Annotated in this window: 31 protein-coding genes; 30 read left to right on the top strand and 1 reads right to left on the bottom strand. The window is 62.8% G+C overall.

The genetic code is table 11. The features are described from left to right. Positions 1 to 10 precede the first annotated feature (10 nt). The 29 genes from rpsJ (at position 11) to rplQ (ending at position 15,854) form a co-directional block, all read left to right on the top strand. Entirely contained in the window at positions 11 to 319 is a 309-nt protein-coding gene (rpsJ, locus tag C2138_RS11010; protein ID WP_021010896.1) for a 30S ribosomal protein S10, read from the top strand. Between the two features lie 8 nt (positions 320 to 327). Then, positions 328 to 978 (top strand): 50S ribosomal protein L3, encoded by a 651-nt coding sequence (rplC, locus tag C2138_RS11005; protein WP_108517824.1) that lies wholly within the window; start codon positions 328 to 330, stop codon positions 976 to 978. 4 nt (positions 979 to 982) lie between these two features. Continuing rightward, on the top strand, positions 983 to 1,651 hold the full coding sequence (gene rplD / locus C2138_RS11000; protein WP_108517822.1) for a 50S ribosomal protein L4: 669 nt from the start codon (positions 983 to 985) through the stop codon (positions 1,649 to 1,651). Beyond that, on the top strand, positions 1,648 to 1,947 hold the full coding sequence (gene rplW / locus C2138_RS10995) for a 50S ribosomal protein L23 (RefSeq protein ID WP_108517820.1): 300 nt from the start codon (positions 1,648 to 1,650) through the stop codon (positions 1,945 to 1,947). Before rplD ends, rplW begins: the two co-directional genes overlap by 4 nt. 18 nt (positions 1,948 to 1,965) lie before the next feature. Further along, the gene (rplB, locus tag C2138_RS10990; RefSeq protein ID WP_108517818.1) at positions 1,966 to 2,805 is read left to right on the top strand and encodes a 50S ribosomal protein L2; all 840 of its coding nucleotides are present in this window, start codon (positions 1,966 to 1,968) and stop codon (positions 2,803 to 2,805) included. A gap of 27 nt (positions 2,806 to 2,832) precedes the next feature. Beyond that, complete coding sequence (gene rpsS / locus C2138_RS10985; RefSeq protein ID WP_108517816.1) at positions 2,833 to 3,114, top strand: 30S ribosomal protein S19; 282 nt, start codon at positions 2,833 to 2,835, stop codon at positions 3,112 to 3,114. Between the two features lie 25 nt (positions 3,115 to 3,139). Beyond that, complete coding sequence (gene rplV, locus C2138_RS10980; RefSeq protein ID WP_108517814.1) at positions 3,140 to 3,535, top strand: 50S ribosomal protein L22; 396 nt, start codon at positions 3,140 to 3,142, stop codon at positions 3,533 to 3,535. After that, complete coding sequence (gene rpsC, locus C2138_RS10975) at positions 3,535 to 4,299, top strand: 30S ribosomal protein S3 (protein ID WP_108517812.1); 765 nt, start codon at positions 3,535 to 3,537, stop codon at positions 4,297 to 4,299. Before rplV ends, rpsC begins: the two co-directional genes overlap by 1 nt. A 2-nt stretch (positions 4,300 to 4,301) precedes the next feature. Continuing rightward, the gene (gene rplP / locus C2138_RS10970) at positions 4,302 to 4,721 is read left to right on the top strand and encodes a 50S ribosomal protein L16 (RefSeq protein ID WP_108517810.1); all 420 of its coding nucleotides are present in this window, start codon (positions 4,302 to 4,304) and stop codon (positions 4,719 to 4,721) included. Then, the gene (gene rpmC / locus C2138_RS10965; RefSeq protein WP_108517808.1) at positions 4,721 to 5,044 is read left to right on the top strand and encodes a 50S ribosomal protein L29; all 324 of its coding nucleotides are present in this window, start codon (positions 4,721 to 4,723) and stop codon (positions 5,042 to 5,044) included. The genes rplP and rpmC overlap by 1 nt, the downstream gene beginning before the upstream one ends. Continuing rightward, positions 5,044 to 5,334, top strand: coding sequence for a 30S ribosomal protein S17 (gene rpsQ, locus C2138_RS10960; protein WP_108517806.1), 291 nt, complete (start codon positions 5,044 to 5,046; stop codon positions 5,332 to 5,334). The genes rpmC and rpsQ overlap by 1 nt, the downstream gene beginning before the upstream one ends. 36 nt (positions 5,335 to 5,370) lie before the next feature. Then, the gene (rplN, locus tag C2138_RS10955) at positions 5,371 to 5,739 is read left to right on the top strand and encodes a 50S ribosomal protein L14 (RefSeq protein WP_108517805.1); all 369 of its coding nucleotides are present in this window, start codon (positions 5,371 to 5,373) and stop codon (positions 5,737 to 5,739) included. A 2-nt stretch (positions 5,740 to 5,741) separates the two neighbouring features. Beyond that, positions 5,742 to 6,092 carry a 50S ribosomal protein L24 gene (rplX, locus tag C2138_RS10950; protein WP_108517803.1) on the top strand — a complete coding sequence of 117 codons (351 nt, stop codon included), beginning with the start codon at positions 5,742 to 5,744 and terminating at the stop codon, positions 6,090 to 6,092. After that, entirely contained in the window at positions 6,092 to 6,679 is a 588-nt protein-coding gene (gene rplE / locus C2138_RS10945; protein WP_108517801.1) for a 50S ribosomal protein L5, read from the top strand. Before rplX ends, rplE begins: the two co-directional genes overlap by 1 nt. A gap of 102 nt (positions 6,680 to 6,781) precedes the next feature. Further along, positions 6,782 to 7,180, top strand: a complete 399-nt coding sequence (rpsH, locus tag C2138_RS10940; RefSeq protein WP_108517799.1) for a 30S ribosomal protein S8 — start codon at positions 6,782 to 6,784, stop codon at positions 7,178 to 7,180. A gap of 6 nt (positions 7,181 to 7,186) precedes the next feature. Next, entirely contained in the window at positions 7,187 to 7,723 is a 537-nt protein-coding gene (rplF, locus tag C2138_RS10935; protein ID WP_108517797.1) for a 50S ribosomal protein L6, read from the top strand. Positions 7,724 to 7,725: 2 nt separating this feature from the next. Next, positions 7,726 to 8,097, top strand: coding sequence for a 50S ribosomal protein L18 (gene rplR, locus C2138_RS10930; RefSeq protein WP_108517795.1), 372 nt, complete (start codon positions 7,726 to 7,728; stop codon positions 8,095 to 8,097). Continuing rightward, positions 8,094 to 8,804, top strand: a complete 711-nt coding sequence (gene rpsE, locus C2138_RS10925; RefSeq protein WP_108517794.1) for a 30S ribosomal protein S5 — start codon at positions 8,094 to 8,096, stop codon at positions 8,802 to 8,804. Before rplR ends, rpsE begins: the two co-directional genes overlap by 4 nt. Further along, positions 8,804 to 8,986 carry a 50S ribosomal protein L30 gene (rpmD, locus tag C2138_RS10920; RefSeq protein ID WP_199220424.1) on the top strand — a complete coding sequence of 61 codons (183 nt, stop codon included), beginning with the start codon at positions 8,804 to 8,806 and terminating at the stop codon, positions 8,984 to 8,986. Before rpsE ends, rpmD begins: the two co-directional genes overlap by 1 nt. After that, positions 8,986 to 9,693 carry a 50S ribosomal protein L15 gene (gene rplO, locus C2138_RS10915; RefSeq protein WP_108517790.1) on the top strand — a complete coding sequence of 236 codons (708 nt, stop codon included), beginning with the start codon at positions 8,986 to 8,988 and terminating at the stop codon, positions 9,691 to 9,693. Before rpmD ends, rplO begins: the two co-directional genes overlap by 1 nt. A gap of 68 nt (positions 9,694 to 9,761) precedes the next feature. Next, a complete protein-coding gene (gene secY / locus C2138_RS10910; protein ID WP_108517788.1) occupies positions 9,762 to 11,084 on the top strand; it encodes a preprotein translocase subunit SecY in 1,323 nt (440 codons plus the stop codon). Beyond that, positions 11,081 to 11,674 carry an adenylate kinase gene (locus C2138_RS10905; RefSeq protein WP_108517786.1) on the top strand — a complete coding sequence of 198 codons (594 nt, stop codon included), beginning with the start codon at positions 11,081 to 11,083 and terminating at the stop codon, positions 11,672 to 11,674. Before secY ends, C2138_RS10905 begins: the two co-directional genes overlap by 4 nt. Before the next feature lies 1 nt (position 11,675). After that, positions 11,676 to 12,500 carry a type I methionyl aminopeptidase gene (gene map / locus C2138_RS10900; protein ID WP_108517785.1) on the top strand — a complete coding sequence of 275 codons (825 nt, stop codon included), beginning with the start codon at positions 11,676 to 11,678 and terminating at the stop codon, positions 12,498 to 12,500. A 209-nt stretch (positions 12,501 to 12,709) separates the two neighbouring features. Then, positions 12,710 to 12,931, top strand: coding sequence for a translation initiation factor IF-1 (gene infA, locus C2138_RS10895; RefSeq protein ID WP_066056559.1), 222 nt, complete (start codon positions 12,710 to 12,712; stop codon positions 12,929 to 12,931). Between the two features lie 94 nt (positions 12,932 to 13,025). Beyond that, positions 13,026 to 13,142 carry a 50S ribosomal protein L36 gene (rpmJ, locus tag C2138_RS10890; RefSeq protein WP_022893853.1) on the top strand — a complete coding sequence of 39 codons (117 nt, stop codon included), beginning with the start codon at positions 13,026 to 13,028 and terminating at the stop codon, positions 13,140 to 13,142. 159 nt (positions 13,143 to 13,301) lie between these two features. Further along, positions 13,302 to 13,676 carry a 30S ribosomal protein S13 gene (rpsM, locus tag C2138_RS10885; RefSeq protein WP_108517783.1) on the top strand — a complete coding sequence of 125 codons (375 nt, stop codon included), beginning with the start codon at positions 13,302 to 13,304 and terminating at the stop codon, positions 13,674 to 13,676. A 44-nt stretch (positions 13,677 to 13,720) separates the two neighbouring features. After that, positions 13,721 to 14,119 carry a 30S ribosomal protein S11 gene (gene rpsK, locus C2138_RS10880; RefSeq protein ID WP_108517781.1) on the top strand — a complete coding sequence of 133 codons (399 nt, stop codon included), beginning with the start codon at positions 13,721 to 13,723 and terminating at the stop codon, positions 14,117 to 14,119. Between the two features lie 142 nt (positions 14,120 to 14,261). Further along, positions 14,262 to 15,257 (top strand): DNA-directed RNA polymerase subunit alpha, encoded by a 996-nt coding sequence (locus C2138_RS10875; RefSeq protein ID WP_108517780.1) that lies wholly within the window; start codon positions 14,262 to 14,264, stop codon positions 15,255 to 15,257. Between the two features lie 60 nt (positions 15,258 to 15,317). Then, positions 15,318 to 15,854 carry a 50S ribosomal protein L17 gene (gene rplQ / locus C2138_RS10870; RefSeq protein WP_108517778.1) on the top strand — a complete coding sequence of 179 codons (537 nt, stop codon included), beginning with the start codon at positions 15,318 to 15,320 and terminating at the stop codon, positions 15,852 to 15,854. A 121-nt stretch (positions 15,855 to 15,975) separates the two neighbouring features. Here rplQ and C2138_RS10865 read toward each other — a convergent pair whose 3' ends face one another. Next, positions 15,976 to 17,916 (bottom strand): acyltransferase family protein, encoded by a 1,941-nt coding sequence (locus tag C2138_RS10865; RefSeq protein WP_108517777.1) that lies wholly within the window; start codon positions 17,914 to 17,916, stop codon positions 15,976 to 15,978. 74 nt (positions 17,917 to 17,990) lie between these two features. On the opposite strand from C2138_RS10865, the gene C2138_RS10860 reads away from it, so the two are divergent. Then, on the top strand, positions 17,991 to 18,938 hold the full coding sequence (locus C2138_RS10860; protein WP_241961106.1) for a tRNA pseudouridine synthase A: 948 nt from the start codon (positions 17,991 to 17,993) through the stop codon (positions 18,936 to 18,938). The last annotated feature ends 2 nt before the right edge of the window (positions 18,939 to 18,940 follow it).

The raw sequence follows: 18,940 nt of genomic DNA, 5'->3' as shown, positions 1-18,940 counted from the left end.
AGAGTCAGACATGGCGGGACAAAAGATCCGCATCCGACTTAAGTCGTATGACCACGAGGTCATTGACAGCTCGGCGCGCAAGATCGTCGACACGGTTACCCGTGCGGGCGCGACGGTTGTCGGACCGGTGCCCCTTCCTACTGAGAAGAACGTGGTCGTTGTGATCCGCTCTCCTCACAAGTACAAGGACAGCCGCGAGCACTTCGAGAAGCGCACACACAAGCGCCTGATCGACATCATTGACCCGACGCCAAAGGCTGTCGACTCGCTTATGCGTCTCGACCTGCCGGCCGACGTCAACATCGAGATCAAGCTCTAAGGATCATCATGGCTACTACTACGACCCGAAAGGGACTGCTGGGCAAGAAGCTCGGCATGACTCAGGTCTGGGATGCGAACAACAAGCTCATCCCCGTGACCGTTATTGAGATCACCCCGAACGTTGTCACGCAGGTTCGCACCCCCGAGGTCGACGGCTACGACGCAGTTCAGATCGCCTACGGCCAGATCGACCCTCGCAAGGTGAACAAGCCTGCGACCGGTCACTTCGACAAGGCTGGCGTTACGCCCCGTCGTCACCTCACGGAGATCCGTACCCCCGACGCCAGCGAGTACTCGCTCGGCCAGGAGCTCACGGTTGACATCTTCGAGGCCGGCCAGAAGGTCGACGTCGTCGGCACCAGCAAGGGCAAGGGTTTCGCCGGTGTTATGAAGCGTCACAACTTCAAGGGTGTTTCCGCCTCGCACGGTGCTCACCGCAACCACCGCAAGCCCGGCTCGATCGGCGCTTCCTCGACCCCCAGCCGTGTCTTCAAGGGCATGCGCATGGCCGGTCGTATGGGTGGCGACCGCGTCACCGTCCAGGGCCTCATGGTTCAGGCTGTTGACCTCGAGAAGGGCCTGCTGCTCGTCAAGGGCGCCGTTCCCGGAGCTCGTGGCCGCATCGTTTTCGTTCGCAACGCAGTGAAGGGAGCCTAGTTCCATGGCTACCGCAATTGACGTCATTGACGTGAAGGGCAAGAAGGTCGGCTCGGTCGATCTTCCCGCCGAGACCTTCGACGTACAGACCAACGTCCCGCTGATCCACCAGGTTGTCGTCGCGCAGCGCGCTGCGGCTCGCCAGGGCACGCACAACACGCTTCGCCGCGGCGAAGTTTCCGGTGCAGGCCGCAAGCCCTTCAAGCAGAAGGGAACCGGTCGCGCTCGTCAGGGCTCGATCCGCGCCCCTCAGATGAAGGGTGGTGGCATCGTTCACGGGCCACACCCGCGTGACTACTCGCAGCGCACCCCCAAGAAGATGATCGCCGCCGCTCTGCGCGGTGCGCTCTCTGACCGGGCCCGTGGCGAGCGTATCCACGTGATCGAGTCCCTCGCCCTCGGCGATGTGCCCTCGACCAAGTCGGTTGTCGAGCTGCTGTCGTCCATCGCGACCAGCAAGCACGTGCTCATCGTTCTCGAGCGCGACGACGAAATCAGCTACAAGAGCGTTCGGAACATCCCGAGCGTTCATGTGCTTCCCTACGACCAGCTCAACGCCTACGACGTGCTCGTAAGCGATGACATCGTCTTCACCAAGGGCGCCTTCGATGCATTCGTCGGCTCCAAGGCAGAGACGGTCGAGTCTGACAAGAAAGCGAAGGTGAGCGCATGAGCGCCTCGTTCAAGGACCCGCGCGACGTCATCATCGCGCCCGTCGTCTCCGAGAAGAGCTACAGCCTGATCGACCAGGGCAAGTACACCTTCGAGGTAGACCCCCGTTCGAACAAGACTGAGATCAAGCTCGCCATCGAGAAGATCTTCGGCGTGCAGGTCGATTCGATCAACACGCTCAACCGTCAGGGCAAGACCCGCCGCACCAAGTTCGGCATGGGCAAGCGCAAGAACACCAAGCGCGCCATCGTCACGCTCAAGGCCGGTTCCATCGACATCTTCACGGCTGTCGGCTAGGGAGCAGAGGAATAACCCATGGCAATTCGCAAGTACAAGCCCACGACCCCGGGTCGTCGCGGTTCCTCGGTAGCTGATTTCGCCGAGATCACCCGTTCGACCCCGGAGAAGTCACTTCTTCGTCCGCTTCCTAAGACGGGTGGCCGCAACAACGCCGGTCGCATCACGACCCGTCACATCGGTGGTGGCCACAAGCGCCAGTACCGTGTCATCGACTTCCGTCGTAATGACAAGGACGGCGTCAACGCCAAGGTCGCTCACATCGAGTACGACCCCAACCGCACCGCGCGTATCGCGCTCCTGCACTTCTTCGATGGCTCGAAGCGTTACATCATCGCGCCAGACAAGCTGAAGCAGGGCGACATCGTTGAGTCCGGTGCCGGCGCCGACATCAAGCCCGGCAACAACCTCCCCCTCAAGAACATCCCCGTGGGTACGGTCATCCACGCCATCGAGCTCAAGCCCGGTGGCGGCGCGAAGATCGCCCGCTCGGCTGGCGCCTCGGTGCGTCTCGTTGCTAAGGATGGCCCCTACGCCCAGCTGCGTATGCCCTCCGGCGAGATCCGCAACGTTGACGCTCGCTGCCGCGCGACGATCGGCGAGGTCGGCAACGCCGAGCAGTCGAACATCAACTGGGGCAAGGCCGGCCGTATGCGGTGGAAGGGCGTTCGCCCGACCGTCCGTGGTGTCGCCATGAACCCGGTTGACCACCCGCACGGTGGTGGTGAGGGCAAGACTTCCGGTGGACGTCACCCTGTTAGCCCCTGGGGTCAGTCCGAGGGTCGTACCCGCAAGGCCCACCGCGAGAGCGACAAGCTCATCGTTCGTCGCCGCAACGTCGGCAAGAAGCGCAAGTAGCCCAGGAAAAGGAATACAGGGTAGAAAATGCCACGCAGTCTTAAAAAGGGCCCCTTCGTTGACGAGCACCTGTTTCGCAAGGTCGCCACGCAGAACGAGGCCAACAGCAAGAACGTAATCAAGACCTGGTCGCGCCGCTCGATGATTGTCCCCGCAATGCTGGGTCACACCATCGCGGTGCACGACGGTCGCAAGCACATCCCGGTGTTCGTCACCGAGACCATGGTTGGGCACAAGCTCGGAGAGTTTGCTCCCACCCGCACCTTCCGTGGACACGTGAAGGACGACAAGAAGGGTCGCCGCCGCTAATCGCGGTGGTGAAGGAGGTAGAGAAATGGTGGAGTCGATCGCACGTGTGCGTCACATCCGCGTGACCCCTATGAAGGCTCGTCGTGTCGTCAACATGATCCGCGGCAAGCAGGCACAGGAAGCCCTGGCCATCCTCAAGTTCGCCCCCCAGGGTGCGAGCGAGCCCGTGTACAAGCTGGTTGCTTCGGCAATGGCTAACGCACGGGTCAAGGCGGATGCCAGCAACAGCTTCCTCGATGAGCAGGACCTGTACATCAGCCAGGCTTATGTGGACGAGGGAGCAACGCTCAAGCGTTTCCAGCCCCGTGCACAGGGTCGCGCATTCCAGATTCTGAAGCGCACCAGCCACATCACCATCGTGCTTGCCACGCCTGACGAGGTTGACGCGAAGAAGACGACTGCGAAGGCAGGGAAGAAGTAATGGGCCAGAAAGTAAATCCCTACGGTTTCCGTCTGGGAATCACCACCGACCACGTGTCGCGTTGGTTCTCCGACAGCACCAAGCCCGGCCAGCGCTACAGCGACTTTGTTGCTGAGGACATCAAGATCCGCAACATGCTCAAGACGAGCCTCGACCGTGCAGGCGTTGCCCGCATCGAAATCGAGCGCACCCGTGACCGTGTCCGCGTGGATATCCACACGGCTCGTCCCGGCATCGTCATTGGCCGTCGCGGCGCAGAGGCAGAGCGCATCCGCACTGACCTCGAGAAGCTCTCGGGCAAGCAGATTCAGCTGAACATCCTCGAGGTCAAGAACCCCGAGGCCGAGGCTCAGCTTGTTGCCCAGGGCATCGCCGAGCAGCTCAGCGCCCGCGTGGCATTCCGCCGCGCGATGCGTAAGGGTCTGCAGGGCGCCCAGCGCACGGGCACCGTCAAGGGTGTTCGTATCCAGGTTTCGGGCCGCCTCGGCGGCGCCGAGATGAGCCGTTCGGAGTTCTACCGCGAGGGACGCGTTCCCCTGCACACACTCCGCGCCAACATCGACTACGGCTTCTACGAGGCTCGTACGACGTTCGGCCGTATCGGCGTCAAGGTGTGGATCTACAAGGGTGACATCACCAACAAGGAGCTCGCCCGCGAGCAGGCGAACCAGAAGTCCTCGCGCCCCGAGCGCGGCGACCGTCCGCGTCGTGGTTCCTCCGCCCCCAAGGCTGAGGCGCCCGTCGCAGCAGGAGTTGAGGCATAACAATGTTGATCCCACGTAAGGTCAAGTTCCGCAAGCAGCACCACCCGGGCCGTGGCGGACACGCCACCGGTGGCACCAAGGTCACGTTCGGTGAGTTCGGCATCCAGGCAATCACGCCTGCGTATGTTACGAACCGCCAGATCGAGGCTGCACGTATCGCCATGACCCGTCACATCAAGCGTGGTGGAAAGGTGTGGATCAACATCTACCCCGACCGCCCGCTGACCAAGAAGCCGGCCGAAACCCGCATGGGTTCCGGTAAGGGTTCGCCCGAGTGGTGGGTCGCCAACGTCAAGCCGGGCCGCGTGCTCTTCGAGGTTGCTGGCGTCAACGAGACGCTCGCCCGCGAGGCGCTCACCCGTGCAATCCACAAGCTTCCATTGAAGGCGCGCATCATCAAGCGCGAGGAGGGCGACGCATAATGGCGATCGGATCCAAGGAGCTGGCATCTGCCGAGCTCGATACTTTCGAAGACGAGCGTCTCGTCGACGAGCTGAAGAAGGCCAAGGAAGAGCTCTTCAACCTGCGGTTCCAGTCGGCCACCGGCCAGCTGGACAGCCACGGACGTGTCCGCGCTGTCAAGCGCGACATTGCTCGCATCTACACGGTTATCCGTGAGCGCGAGCTGGGCATCCGGGCTACTCCCGCCGTGGTTGAGGCCCCCAAGGCCGAGAAGAAGACCAAGGCTAAGAAGGATGCTGCTGACGCGGCTCCCGAGGCCGTCGAGACCGAGGAGGCCAAGTAATGGCTAAGGCCGAAGAGAAGGTCGCCGCCGAGGCTCTCGTGCGCGGCTACCGCAAGACCCAGCGTGGCTACGTCGTCAGCGACAAGATGGACAAGACCATCGTCGTTGAGGTCGAAGACCGCGTGAAGCACCCGCTGTACGGCAAGGTCATCCGCCGCACTGAAAAGCGCAAGGTTCATGACGAGAACAACAGTGCCGGCATCGGCGACCTTGTTGTCATCAGTGAGACCCGTCCGCTGAGCGCCACCAAGCGCTGGCGCCTGGTCGAGATCCTCGAGAAGGCTAAGTAAGCCTCGCGGCTTGCTTAGGAGTAAAGGACACAGAGAATGCTTCAGCAGGAATCTAGAGTCAAGGTCGCCGACAACACTGGCGCCAAGACGCTGCTCACGATTCGCGTGCTCGGCGGCTCCGGCCGTCGCTATGCAGGCCTCGGCGACGTTATCGTCGCCACGGTCAAGGACGCGATCCCGGGCGGCAACGTGAAGAAGGGTGACATCGTCAAGGCTGTCATCGTTCGCACCAAGAAGGAGACGCGCCGTCCCGACGGCTCGTACATCAAGTTTGACGAGAACGCAGCGGTCATCCTGAAGGCTGACGGGGAGCCTCGCGGCACCCGCATCTTCGGGCCGGTCGGTCGTGAGCTTCGTGACAAGAAGTTCATGAAGATCATCTCGCTGGCACCGGAGGTTATTTAGTCATGGCGAAGATCAAAAAGGGCGACCTCGTCCAGGTGATCACCGGCCGCACCCAGGCTCGCGGCGGAGACCGTGGCAAGCAGGGTCGCGTGCTCGAGGTCATCGTTGAGAAGAACCGCGTCGTTGTCGAGGGTGTGAACTTCGTTACGAAGCACGTCCGCGTCGGCCAGACGCAGCGTGGCACCAAGACCGGTGGCATCGAGACGCATGAGGCTCCGCTTCACATCTCGAACGTCGCCCTGGTTGACCCCGAATCCAAGAAGCCGACCCGCGTCGGCCACCGTGTCGAGACGAACGCCGCCGGCAAGACCGTGCGCGTCCGCTTCGCCAAGAAGTCAGGTAAGGACCTGTAATGACCGAGACCGCTGCGGCTGGCAAAATCCAGCCCCGCCTCAAGCTCAAGTACCGCAACGAGATCGCTGCACAGCTCACCGAGCAGTTCGGCTTCTCAAACCCGCACCAGGTTCCCGGCCTCGTCAAGGTTGTCGTGAACACCGGTGTTGGTGAAGCCGCGCGTGACAGCAAGGTCATCGATGGCGCCGTTCGCGACCTCGTCGCGATCACGGGTCAGAAGCCGCAGGTCACTGCTGCTCGCAAGTCCATCGCGCAGTTCAAGCTCCGCGAGGGCCAGCCGATTGGTGCACACGTCACGCTTCGTGGCGACCGTGCGTGGGAGTTCCTCGACCGCCTGATCACGCTTGCGCTTCCCCGCATCCGTGACTTCCGTGGCCTGAGCCCCAAGCAGTTCGATGGCAACGGTAACTACACCTTCGGTCTCAACGAGCAGTCCATGTTCCACGAGATCGACCAGGACAAGATCGACCGCGTTCGCGGATTCGACATCACGATCGTTACGACGGCGAAGAGCGACGATGAAGGCCGGGCCTTGCTCAAGGCTCTCGGATTCCCGTTCAAGTCGACCGACGCTCCCACCCAGTAGTACCCCATAGTCGGTGGGCGTTCGCGCCCACCGACATCGATCGAATAGGTCGGCTTTCGTGTAACGGATGCCGAAACCAGTCGAGATTAGGAATAAGCACATATGACAATGACAGATCCGGTCGCAGACCTGCTGACCAGACTGCGCAACGCCAACTCGGCACACCACGACTCCGTGTCGATGCCGAGCAGCAAGCTCAAGACCCACATCGCCGGCATCCTCGAAAAAGAGGGTTACATCGGCGGCTGGAAGGTCGAAGACGCTCGTGTCGGCCAGACGCTGACCATCACCCTCAAGTACGGACCGAACCGTGAGCGCTCCATTGCGGGCCTCAAGCGGGTTTCAAAGCCCGGTCTGCGCGTTTACGCGAAGTCGACGGAGATCCCTCGCGTTCTCGGCGGCCTCGGCGTCGCCATCCTGTCGACCTCCTCTGGCCTCCTCACGGACCGCCAGGCGACCAAGAAGGGCGTGGGTGGGGAAGTCCTCGCCTACGTGTGGTAACCCGCTATGTCACGTATCGGACGTCTCCCCATTGACATCCCCGCGGGTGTCGACATCAAGGTTGACGGCTCTGCCGTCTCCGTCAAGGGCCCGAAGGGTGAGCTTCAGCTCACCGTCGCCAGCCCGATCGAGGTAAAGCTCGAAGACAACCAGATTGTCGTCAGCCGGCCCGATGACGAGCGCGCATCGCGTTCGCTCCACGGCCTCACGCGTACCCTGATCGCCAACAACATTGTCGGCGTCACCGAGGGCTACTCCAAGGGTCTCGAAATCGTAGGTACCGGTTACCGCGTCGCTCAGAAGGGCAACTCTCTTGAGTTCGCTCTCGGCTTCTCGCACTCCGTTACCGTCGACCCGCCCGCCGGCATCACGTTTACCGTCGACGGCAACACCAAGCTGACCGTTCACGGCATCGACAAGCAGGCCGTCGGTGAGGTCGCCGCAAACATTCGCAAGCTGCGCAAGCCTGAGCCCTACAAGGGCAAGGGCGTTCGCTACGCCGGCGAGGTAGTCCGCCGCAAGGCCGGAAAGAGTGGTAAGTAATCATGGCTCTCGGAACCAGAGGAAAGAGCAAGTCGGCCGCTAAGGGCCGTCGTCACGCACGCCTTCGCAAGAAGATCGTCGGCACCGAGGTGCGTCCGCGCCTCGTCGTCACGCGATCCGCGCGTCACGTGTTCGTGCAGGTCGTCGATGACAGCAAGGGCCACACCGTGGCTTCTGCATCGACGATGGAAACGGAGCTTCGCAGCTTCGACGGTGACAAGACCGCTAAGGCCCGCAAGGTTGGCGAGCTCGTCGCCGAGCGCGCCAAGCAGGCTGGCGTCGCTGATGTCGTATTTGACCGTGGTGGCAACCGTTACGCCGGGCGCGTTGCGGCCATCGCCGAGGGAGCTCGAGAGGGTGGTTTGAACCTGTGAGCGACGAAACAACCAACAAGGAGCAGGCTGTGGCCGAAGTATCCGAGGCGCCGGTTGAGACCGCTGCGTCGACGGAATCCACGAGAAACGAGCCTCGCGAGGCTCGTCGTGGTGGACGCGAGCGCAACCCTAACCAGCAGCGTGGAGCACGTGACTCCGACAAGAGCCAGTTCCTGGAGCGCGTCGTCACGATCAACCGCGTATCGAAGGTCGTCAAGGGTGGTCGTCGCTTTAGCTTCACCGCGCTCGTCGTCGTCGGTGATGGCAACGGACTCGTGGGTGTCGGCTACGGCAAGGCCCGCGAAGTTCCTACCGCCATCTCCAAGGGCGTTGAAGAAGCCAAGAAGAACTTCTTCCGCGTTCCCCGCGTCGGCAACACCATCCCGCACCCCGTGCAGGGTGAGGCGGCCGCTGGTGTCGTGCTTCTCCGCCCCGCAGCAGCAGGTACCGGTGTTATCGCCGGTGGACCTGTCCGCGCAGTGCTGGAGTGCGCCGGCATCCACGATGTTTTGAGCAAGTCGCTCGGCTCGTCGAACACGATCAACATCGTGCACGCGACCGTAACGGCTCTCAAGGCGCTCGAGGAGCCCAGTGCGGTTGCCGCACGTCGTGGCCTCCCGATCGAAGACGTCGTGCCCGAGCAGATCCTCCGGATTCAGGCAGCTACGGCTAAGGCCGCAGCGACGGCAGTGAAGGCAGGTGCCTGATGGCGCGCCTCAAGGTAACCCAGATCAAATCCAAAATTAGCGAGAAGCAGAACCAGCGCGACACGCTTCGGAGCCTTGGACTCAAGCGGATCAACGACACCGTCGTCCGCGAGGACAATGCTCAGAACCGCGGCTACGTCCGTACGGTTGCTCACCTGGTGAAGGTCGAGGAGATTGACTAATGGCTGAAGAGAAGAAGTCGACCGCTGCGGCGGATTCGGCGAAGGCTCCGGCCGCCGAGAAGAAGGCGCCCGCCAAGAAGGCTCCGGCTAAGGCCGCTGCCGACAAGGCGCCCAAGGCTGAGGCGAAGGCACCTGCTGCCGCCAAGGCTGAGGAGAAGGCTCCGGCCAAGAAGGCCCCGGCTAAGGCTCCGGCCAAGGCCGCTGCTGCGAAGTCGGATGACACCAAGGCTCCTGCGAAGAAGACGGCTAAGACTGAGGTCGAGGCTCGCGCGCAGGTGCTGAAGATGCACCACCTTCGTCCCGCTCCCGGTTCCAAGACGGCTAAGACCCGTGTTGGCCGTGGTGAAGGATCCAAGGGTAAGACCGCTGGCCGTGGTACCAAGGGCACCAAGGCCCGTTACCAGGTCCGCGTTGGTCTTGAGGGTGGAAACCTGAACAGCATCATGCGTTCTCCGAAGCTGCGCGGGTTCAAGAACCCGTTCCGCGTCGAGTACCAGGTTGTCAACCTCGAGAAGCTTGTCCAGCTTTACCCGACCGGCGGCGACGTTACCGTTGCCGACCTCGTGGCCAAGGGTGCCGTTCGCAAGAACGAGCGCGTCAAGGTTCTCGGACAGGGTGATGTTGCGGTTAAGCTGAACGTTGCAGTGGACAAGGTCTCCGGCTCAGCAGAGGCGAAGATCGTCGCAGCGGGCGGTTCCGTCAAGTAGTCGTCTCGGGTGGCCCCTGCACAGGGGCCACCCGTTCGGCTCACCCTTAAGCACAACCTGGAGGCTTCGTGTTCAGAGCTATCGCGCGCATTTTCCGCACGCCCGACCTACGGCGGAAGATCGGCTTCACGCTCGGAATCGTCGCCATCTTCCGTCTGGGATCGTTTATCCCAGCACCCTTCGTCGACTACGGCAACGTTCAGAGCTGCCTAGCGTCGAACTCGGGCCCCGCGGGCCTGTATGAGCTCGTCAACCTCTTCAGTGGTGGCGCTCTCCTTCAACTTTCGGTCTTCGCGCTGGGCATCATGCCCTACATCACCGCGTCGATCATCGTGCAGTTGCTGCGCGTGGTCATTCCCCACTTCGAGACCCTCCACAAGGAGGGCCAGTCGGGCCAGGCCAAGCTCACGCAGTACACGCGGTACCTCACCATCGCGCTGGGTGTTCTGCAGTCGACAACCCTGATCACCGTTGCCCGCAGTGGCACGTTGTTCGGCTCGACCGGCGCCCCTGAGTGCTCGTCCCTCATCACGAACGAGGCCTGGTACGCCATCCTTCTCATGATCGTCACCATGACGGCCGGCACCGGCCTCATCATGTGGATGGGCGAGCTCATCACCGAGCGCGGCATCGGCAACGGCATGTCGCTGTTGATCTTCATCTCCATCGCCGCGACGTTCCCCGCCGCTCTCTGGAGCATCGCGGTCGCGAAGTCGTTCGAGGTGTTCCTCCTCGTCATCGCCGTTGGAATCCTGATCATGGGTGCCGTGGTGTTCGTTGAGCAGTCGCAGCGGCGCATTCCTGTGCAGTATGCCAAGCGCATGGTTGGCCGCCGCACCTACGGTGGCAACAACACCTACATTCCGATCAAGGTCAACATGGCCGGCGTGATCCCCGTGATCTTCGCCTCCTCCCTGCTGTACCTGCCCGCCTTGATCGCTCAGTTCAACCAGCCGGCAAACGGTGATCTCCCCGAGCCGTGGGTTCAGTGGGTCACCGACAACTTCACGTCCGGCGACAACCCGCTCTACATGCTTGTTTACTTCTTGCTGATCATCGGGTTCACCTACTTCTATGTCGCGATCACCTTCAACCCAGAAGAGGTTGCCGACAACATGAAGAAGTACGGCGGGTTCATCCCCGGCATTCGTGCCGGACGCCCGACGGCTGAATACCTCGACTACGTGCTGACCCGGGTAACCCTCCCTGGTTCGCTGTACCTCGGTGTGCTTGCGCTTATTCCGCTCATTGCACTTGCGACGGTCGGGGCAAACCAGAACTTCCCGTTCGGCGGCGCAAGCATCTTGATCATTGTTGGTGTCGGCCTTGAAACGGTGAAGCAGATCGATTCGCAGCTTCAGCAGCGACACTACGAAGGGCTCCTTCGATGACACGACTCCTGATTGTCGGACCCCCCGGTGCAGGAAAGGGCACGCAGTCGGCACGACTGACGAGCGCTTTCGGCATCCCCGCAATCTCGACCGGCGACATCTTTCGCTACAACATCGCCAACGAGACGCCCCTGGGCGTTGAGGTCAAGGCGATCGTCGACGCTGGCGACTATGTCCCCGACAGCCTCACCAACGCGCTCGTCGCGAACCGCATAGAAGAAGACGACGCTAAGGCTGGCTTTCTTCTCGACGGCTACCCCCGCACCCTTGAACAGGTCGCCTATCTCGACGAGCTTCTGAGCTCGAAGGGTCAGGCGCTCGATGCCGTCATCCTCCTGGTCGCAGATCAGGATGAGGTGGTGGAGCGGTTGCGCAAGCGCGCTCTCGAACAGGGCCGGGTTGACGACTCCGAGGAGTCGATCCGTCACCGCCAAGAGGTTTACGCCCGCGAGACTCAGCCGCTGATTGCGGTGTATCGCGAGCGCGGCCTTCTCGTTGAGGTCGATGGACTCGGCGAAATTGATGCAGTTTCTGAACGGATCACCGAGGGCCTCGCGGCCCGCGGAATCCGCCCAGCGCACGTCAAATAGCATGCGCCGCGGCATCTACAAGAAGCCGGCCGAGCTGCGCCTCATGGTCGCTCCCGGCGTTCTTACGGCGCAGGCGCTTGACGCCGTGCGCCACGCTATTCGCCCCGGCGTCACCACGATCGAACTCGATGCGATCGCCGAGAAGGTGATCCGCGACGGCGGGGGAGAGCCCAACTTCGCGCTGGTCCCTGGCTATCGCCACACAATCTGCGCCTCGGTAAACGAGGATGTTGTCCACGGGATTCCCGGGGACCGCGTTCTCGAACCCGGCGACATCGTGTCCATTGACTGCGGCGCACAGGTTGCAGGTTGGAATGGTGATTCGGCGATCACGGTCGTCATCCCCGATCCCACCCAGCCCGAGCTCGTTGCGGCACGCCAAAGGCTCTCCGATGTAACCGAGGGTTCTCTGTGGCGCGGAATTGCGGCGCTCTCCCGCGCCTCCCACCTCAACGAGGTCGGAGACGCGATTGAGGACTACATCGACTCGAACGGCACATTCGGCATCCTCGAGGACTATGTAGGACACGGCATCGGACGCTCGATGCACGAGGCACCCACCGTGTTCAACTACAGCGTTCGCGACCGAGGCCCCGCGGTCAAGCCGGGTCTGTGTGTTGCAATCGAGCCGATGGTCACCCTCGGGGGAATCGACACATTCGTGCGCGAAGACGAATGGACCATTGCCACGGGCGACGGTTCTTCTGCTGCACATTGGGAGCACAGTGTCGCCGTGCACTCCGGCGGCATCTGGGTCACCACGGCTCACGACGGCGGAGCCGCTGAGCTTGCTGCCTTGGGTGTCAAGCCCATCCCGATCCCCTAGAAGACTGCGTTTCTCGTTCTCGGCGCGCCGACACGCTGGGAGGTTCACCTCGAAGTATGGGGCCAGCTTGGAGAAACGCCCGGGATCGCTTAGGATAGATCCTTGGTGTCCTAGGGCCGTTTCTGCGTTCCCCGTTTCCTGCGCTCAGCGCAGGTCAGGCACCACAATCCGCACGACCAGCATTCACTACTTTTAGCGACGAAGAGGCAATGGCCAAAAAAGACGGTGTCATCGAAATCGAGGGCTCTGTGGTTGAAGCTCTGCCCAACGCGATGTTTCGCGTTGAGCTCAGCAACGGGCACAAAGTACTTGCTCACATCTCGGGCAAGATGCGCCAGCACTACATCCGCATCCTTCCAGAGGACCGCGTGATCGTGGAGCTGAGCCCCTACGACCTGACCCGTGGTCGGATCGTTTACCGCTACAAGTAATGGCGCGAAACGGATGCCCTCGCGGGCATTCAGCTGGAAAGTAACGGCCCTCGGCATTCCGAGGGTACGAAGACAGCGAGATCAAGGAATCACAATGAAGGTCAACCCCAGCGTCAAGCCCATCTGCGACCACTGCAAGGTAATCCGCCGTCACGGCAACGTGATGGTCATCTGCAAGTCCAACCCGCGCCACAAGCAGCGCCAGGGCTGATGGGTGGGGCTGCATGCAGCCCAACAACCGAGTCGCTTGCGACTCATCAACTGAATATCGCACTAGAGCAGCCCCAGATCCTTCGGGGGACACCATCGGTTGGAGGCCGATGCACAGGAGCTGCTCCAGACCTCCACTCACTCAACAGGAGAAGCCACAATGGCTCGTCTAGCAGGCGTAGACATTCCGCGCGACAAGCGCGTTGAAGTCGCACTTACTTACATCTACGGCGTAGGCCGTACCAAGTCGCTCCAGGCCCTTGAGGCCACCGGCATCGACGTGAACATCCGCGTCAAGGACCTCACCGACGACCAGCTCGTTGCGCTCCGTGACTACATCGAGGGCAACTACAAGGTTGAGGGTGACCTTCGCCGTGAGGTTGCCGCTGACATCCGCCGCAAGGTCGAGATCGGAAGCTACCAGGGCATCCGTCACCGTCGCGGCCTGCCCGTCCACGGTCAGCGCACCAAGACCAACGCTCGCACCCGCAAGGGTCCGAAGCGCACCGTCGCCGGCAAGAAGAAGGCACGATAGCGGCCGCTCGGCTCGCATCGCCATCAAGGTTTTAGGAGAAGACATTGGCAACACCGAAATCGGCCGCTCGCAAGCCGCGCCGCAAGGAGAAGAAGAACGTCGCAGTGGGCCAGGCTCACATCAAGTCGACGTTCAACAACACGATCGTGACGATCACCGACCCGACCGGAGCTGTGCTCAGCTGGTCGTCGTCAGGTGTCGTTGGCTTCAAGGGCTCGCGCAAGTCGACCCCTTACGCCGCCCAGATGTCGGCCGAGTCGGCCGCGCGTCAGGCGCAGGAGCATGGCGTCAAGAAGGTTGACGTCTTCGTCAAGGGCCCGGGTTCGGGTCGCGAGACGGCTATCCGTTCACTTCAGGCCGCTGGCCTCGAGGTTGGCAGCATCAACGACGTGACGCCCCAGGCTCACAACGGATGCCGTCCCCCGAAGCGCCGCCGCGTCTAAGCGTGTTTGTGGGCTGAGTCGGTTCTAAGGAACCGGCTCAGACCCACAGCCTTTCCACAACTCAACAGATTTACCGGCGGGCCAGCCACCCGTTCGAACGCTTAAGTGTCAAATAGCGGACACTTTGCCGAAAGGAATACACGTGCTCATTGCACAGCGTCCCACTCTTTCCGAAGAGAACATCTCCGAGTTCCGGTCACGCTTCGTGATCGAGCCTCTTGAGCCTGGCTTTGGTTACACCCTCGGAAACTCCCTCCGCCGCACCCTCCTCTCCTCGATCCCCGGCGCTGCCGTGACGAGCATCCGCATCGACGGTGTTCTCCACGAGTTCAGCACGGTTGCAGGAGTCAAGGAGGATGTCACAGAGATCATCCTGAACATCAAGCAGCTCGTCGTCTCGAGCGAGCACGATGAGCCGATCACCGCTTACCTGCGCAAGCAGGGCTCGGGCGAGGTCACCGCTGCGGATATCTCCGCTCCGGCCGGCGTCGAGATCCACAACCCTGAGCTCGTCATCGCCACCCTGAACGACAAGGCGAAGTTCGAGCTTGAGCTCACGATCGAGCGTGGCCGTGGCTACGTGTCGGCAACTCAGAACCGCAACGAGTTCTCTGAGGCCGGCCAGATCCCGATCGACTCGATCTACTCGCCCGTTCTCAAGGTCACCTACCGTGTCGAGGCAACTCGTGCCGGTGAGCGCACCGACTTCGACCGCCTTGTGGTCGATGTTGAGACCAAGCAGGCGATCAGCCCCCGCGACGCAATTGCCTCCGCCGGAAAGACGCTCGTTGAGCTCTTCGGCCTGGCCCGCGAGCTCAACTCTGCCGCTGAGGGCATCGAGATCGGCCCCGCGCCGGTCGACGCCGTTCTCTCGACCGAGCTGAGCATGCCCATCGAGGATCTTGACCTCTCGGTGCGCAGCTACAACTGCCTCAAGCGCGAGGGCATTAACAACGTGAGTGAACTGGTCGCCCTTTCGGAGACTCAGCTCATGAACATCCGCAACTTCGGTCAGAAGTCGGTGGATGAAGTCAAGGACAAGCTCGTGGAGATGGGCCTGTCGCTGAAGGACGCGGTTCCCGGGTTCGACGGTGCGCACTTCTACAGCGGCTACGACGACGCCGAGGGCACCAACTAACCTCGGCTCTCGCCGCGCCGTTTGCCTGACACACTTTTTTGAATACTGGAGAACTAGAAAATGCCAAAGCCCACTAAGGGTCCGCGCCTCGGAGGAGGCCCCGCCCACGAGCGTCTGCTGCTCGCCAACCTCGCCGCCGCGCTGTTCACTCACAAGAGCATCAAGACGACCGAGACCCGCGCGAAGCGCCTCCGTCCCGTTGCCGAGCGTCTCGTGACGTTCGCGAAGCGTGGCGACCTGCACTCGCGTCGCCGCGCGCTTGCGATCATCACTGACAAGTCCGTCATCCACGAGCTCTTCACGGAGATCGCGCCGCTCGTTGCCGAGCGTCAGGGCGGATACACCCGCATCACGAAGCTCGGCTTCCGCAAGGGTGACAACGCGTCGATGGTTCAGATCGAGCTCGTTCTCGAGCCCGTGAACGCCAAGCCGAAGGCCAAGGCTGACAAGCCCGCCAAGGCCGCAGCTCCCGTCGAGGAGGCTCCTGTCGAGGAGGCTCCCGTTGAGGAGACCAGCACCGACGAGACCGCTGCTGCCGAGGAGACCACCGAGGTCGCCGAGGCTCCTGCGGACGACGCCGCTGCAGAAACCAAGTAACGCACTTTAGCGTGACAGAAGGCCCCACTCTTCGGAGTGGGGCCTTCTGCATGTGCCGTGGCGGCGGTTCCATTGCGCACGCAGGTCGTCACCCAGTGGGTTGGTTCGTGTGGTGGGCGGTCTAAAGCGGCTGAGCGGCCAACCCGTAGTCGCGGGGACCAATGACCGGCGGCAGCTCGGCAAGGCGTTGCAGAGCGTCGCGAACGGCGGAGGCGTAGACGAGCCCGCCCGCATCTCCCGGATGAATCTGGTCGCCAGCGAGGAGTCGCAATTGCGGCGCGATGGAGTCGCGCCAGTTGGCGAGCTCCACGTCGCGAAAGCGTTGAGCGAACCTGGTCAGTTCGGTGTTCACTCCGTCCGTCCAGGACCGGGGTGCATAGACATTGACGACAACCAGCTGGTGGGCAGTGCCGAGCAGCTGCCGCACTTCTGCGAGAACGTCGGCGTCGACAGGGCCGTTCGTTCCTAGCCCGAGCAGCACAATTGGCCGCAGGGTGTTCGCCTCTTTATGGGCGCGAATCAGATTGGGCACAGCGGAAAACTGGCGAGAGACTGCGGCATCGATAACGATGCCCGGGAACGTTTGCTGGAGCGAGGCCGCCGAGGCGAGCATGACCGAGTCGCCGATGGCCGTGATCTGGTCGCCCCCGGGCAGCGCCGCGGGCGCGGCCGACTCGGGCGATGCGACCGGCGAGGTCGGCGAGGTCGGCGTCGCGCCGGAGTGGGGCACGGCGGTTGATTCGATGGCCGCACGACCGGCTTCGATCTGCCGCTCGACTGACCCGGCCTTCTCTCCCGAAACGATGCCCGACGCGGTTGCGGCGATCAGGGCAAGCGAGGCACTGGCTGCGACGGCGAAAACGAGCATGCGCACACCGCGACGCGGAGCGCGAATGCGGAGCTGGTCGCCGAACTCGCGGGCCGCTCCCCGGAACCCGAGCCGCCGGATTGGTTGTTCGACATAGCGGTGGGAGGCCACCGTCGCCGCAACCGTAAGTACGAGGGCTATTCCGCCGATAGTCCACTGACCGGCCGTGCTTGCCCGCAAATCCGAGGCGATTGCTGTGACCAGAACCCAGATCGGCCAGTGCCACAGATACAGCCCGAACGAGCGTTCTCCCACCCACGCGAGTGGCGCGCTGTCGAGCCATGCACCCGTGCGCGAACCGTCGAGGGTGGCTCCCGCGATGGCAACGACGCTCAATGCGGAGGCGAGAGCGAGCCCGCCGAGATAGGGCAAAGCCCCGTCGGCGGGCATGACTATGGCGAGCGAGACAAGGCCCACTATCGCGAGCATCCCCCCAGCCTGCAGGGCAATACTCGCCCGGCGGCCGAAGGCGAGACCGCCAGCCGATGCGACGGCGAAGGCTGCGCCAGCGAGAAGGCCGAAACTGTGCGTATCTGTGCCGTAATAGAGCCGCGTGCTGTCGATGCCGGGCGACCACATCGCGGCCATGAGTAACGCGGCGGCAACGGCCGTCGCGCCGAGCAGCGTCACTCTCATCCAACGACGGGGCACAACAAGCAGCCCGAGCAGCACCACGGGCCACACGAGGTAGAACTGCTCTTCCACTCCGAGGGACCACAGGTTACGCAGTAGCTCGGGGGTAGACGCGTCGAAATAGCTGGTCGTGCCCGCGAGGGCGATCCAGTTGCTGCTAAAAGTGGCGGCCCCCAGAATCTGCCCGCCAAGCCCAATGACGACATCGCCACCGACGACTGCTGCGATGGCGCTCGTCACCAGCACCAGCAGGCCGATTGCGGGCAGCAGGCGCCTGGCGCGCCGGATCCAGAACCGCCCCAGACGCACGGTGGATGTTGCGGCGTGCTCGCGGAGCAAAAGGGCCGTGATGAGAAAGCCGCTGATGACGAAGAAGACGTCGACCCCGATGAAACCGCCGACCAGAGCGCCGGGAGCCAAGTGGTAGACGAGAACGAGAACGACGGCGATCGCGCGCAACCCGTCGAGTCCAGCAAAACGTGTGCCGCCCGGTGACGGCAGCGCCCGCAACGGGGTGGGGTCGACGCCAGCGGGCGCGGACGAAATCTTAAGTAACGGCATAGGGATCAATCGATCGTCCCCTGTGCGGAGGCGGGAGGCAAGTCGGCAGTGGACGTCGGCAATAGAATCGGAGCGTGGAAGCGCGTGTGCTGGCCGACGAGGCCGAAGGTCATCCTTCGAAGGGCAGCGTTCGCATCCGTCTGCAGATTGCCTACGACGGCACCGACTTCTCAGGATGGGCGCGCCAGGCTGAACAGCGCACGGTTCAGGGGGCTCTCGAGTCATCGTTGAGCGTCTTGATGAGCCGTCATGGCCCAGCGCCACGGCTCGTGGTCGCGGGCCGCACCGACGCGGGTGTGCACGCCACTGGTCAGGTCGCCCACGTGGACCTGACCGAAGAGCAGCTTCGCAGCCTCACCGGCCCGAGGCGAGGGGCAGGACACACCGCGAAGCATGGTCGCCGCAAGCGACCGCAGGAGGTCGACGGCCCCGCCTCCCTTGCCCGTCGACTCAACGGCATTGCTGGCCTCGATAGCGACGTTGTTGTCTTGTCGAGCTCGCTCGCCCCCGAAGGGTTCGATGCGAGGTTCTCGCCCGTCTGGAGGCGCTACGAGTACCGCGTCGGCGACCTCGGGGCGCTTCGCAACCCGCTTGAGCGACATCGGACGGTCTGGTTCCCCGCTGAACTCGACATCGATGCGATGAACACGGCTGCGGATGAACTGCGCGGGCTCCACGACTGGGCCGCCTACTGCAAGCCGCGGGATGGGGCCACAACGGTTCGCACCCTCCAGGAGTTCTCGTGGGTGAGGGATCAGACGGGAGTGCTGATCGCGACCGTCACGGCCGACGCCTTCTGCCACAGCATGGTGCGCTCGCTCGTTGGTGCGTGCGTTTCTGTGGGGCAGGGGACTTTGAGTGCAGAGCGTCCAGGGCAGATCCGCGACGAGCGACTGAGGGGCAGCGAGTTCAAGGTGATGCCGGCCAAAGGGCTCACTCTCGTGGAAGTGGGGTATCCGCCAGACGAGGAACTCGCCGCCCGAGCCGAACAAACGAGGGCTCGGCGGGAGCCTCTCGACTAAGC

The sequence above is a fragment of the Salinibacterium hongtaonis genome (genome assembly GCF_003065485.1).
Lineage (GTDB): Bacteria > Actinomycetota > Actinomycetes > Actinomycetales > Microbacteriaceae > Homoserinimonas > Homoserinimonas hongtaonis.
This window is presented reverse-complemented; position numbering and strand designations above follow the sequence as displayed.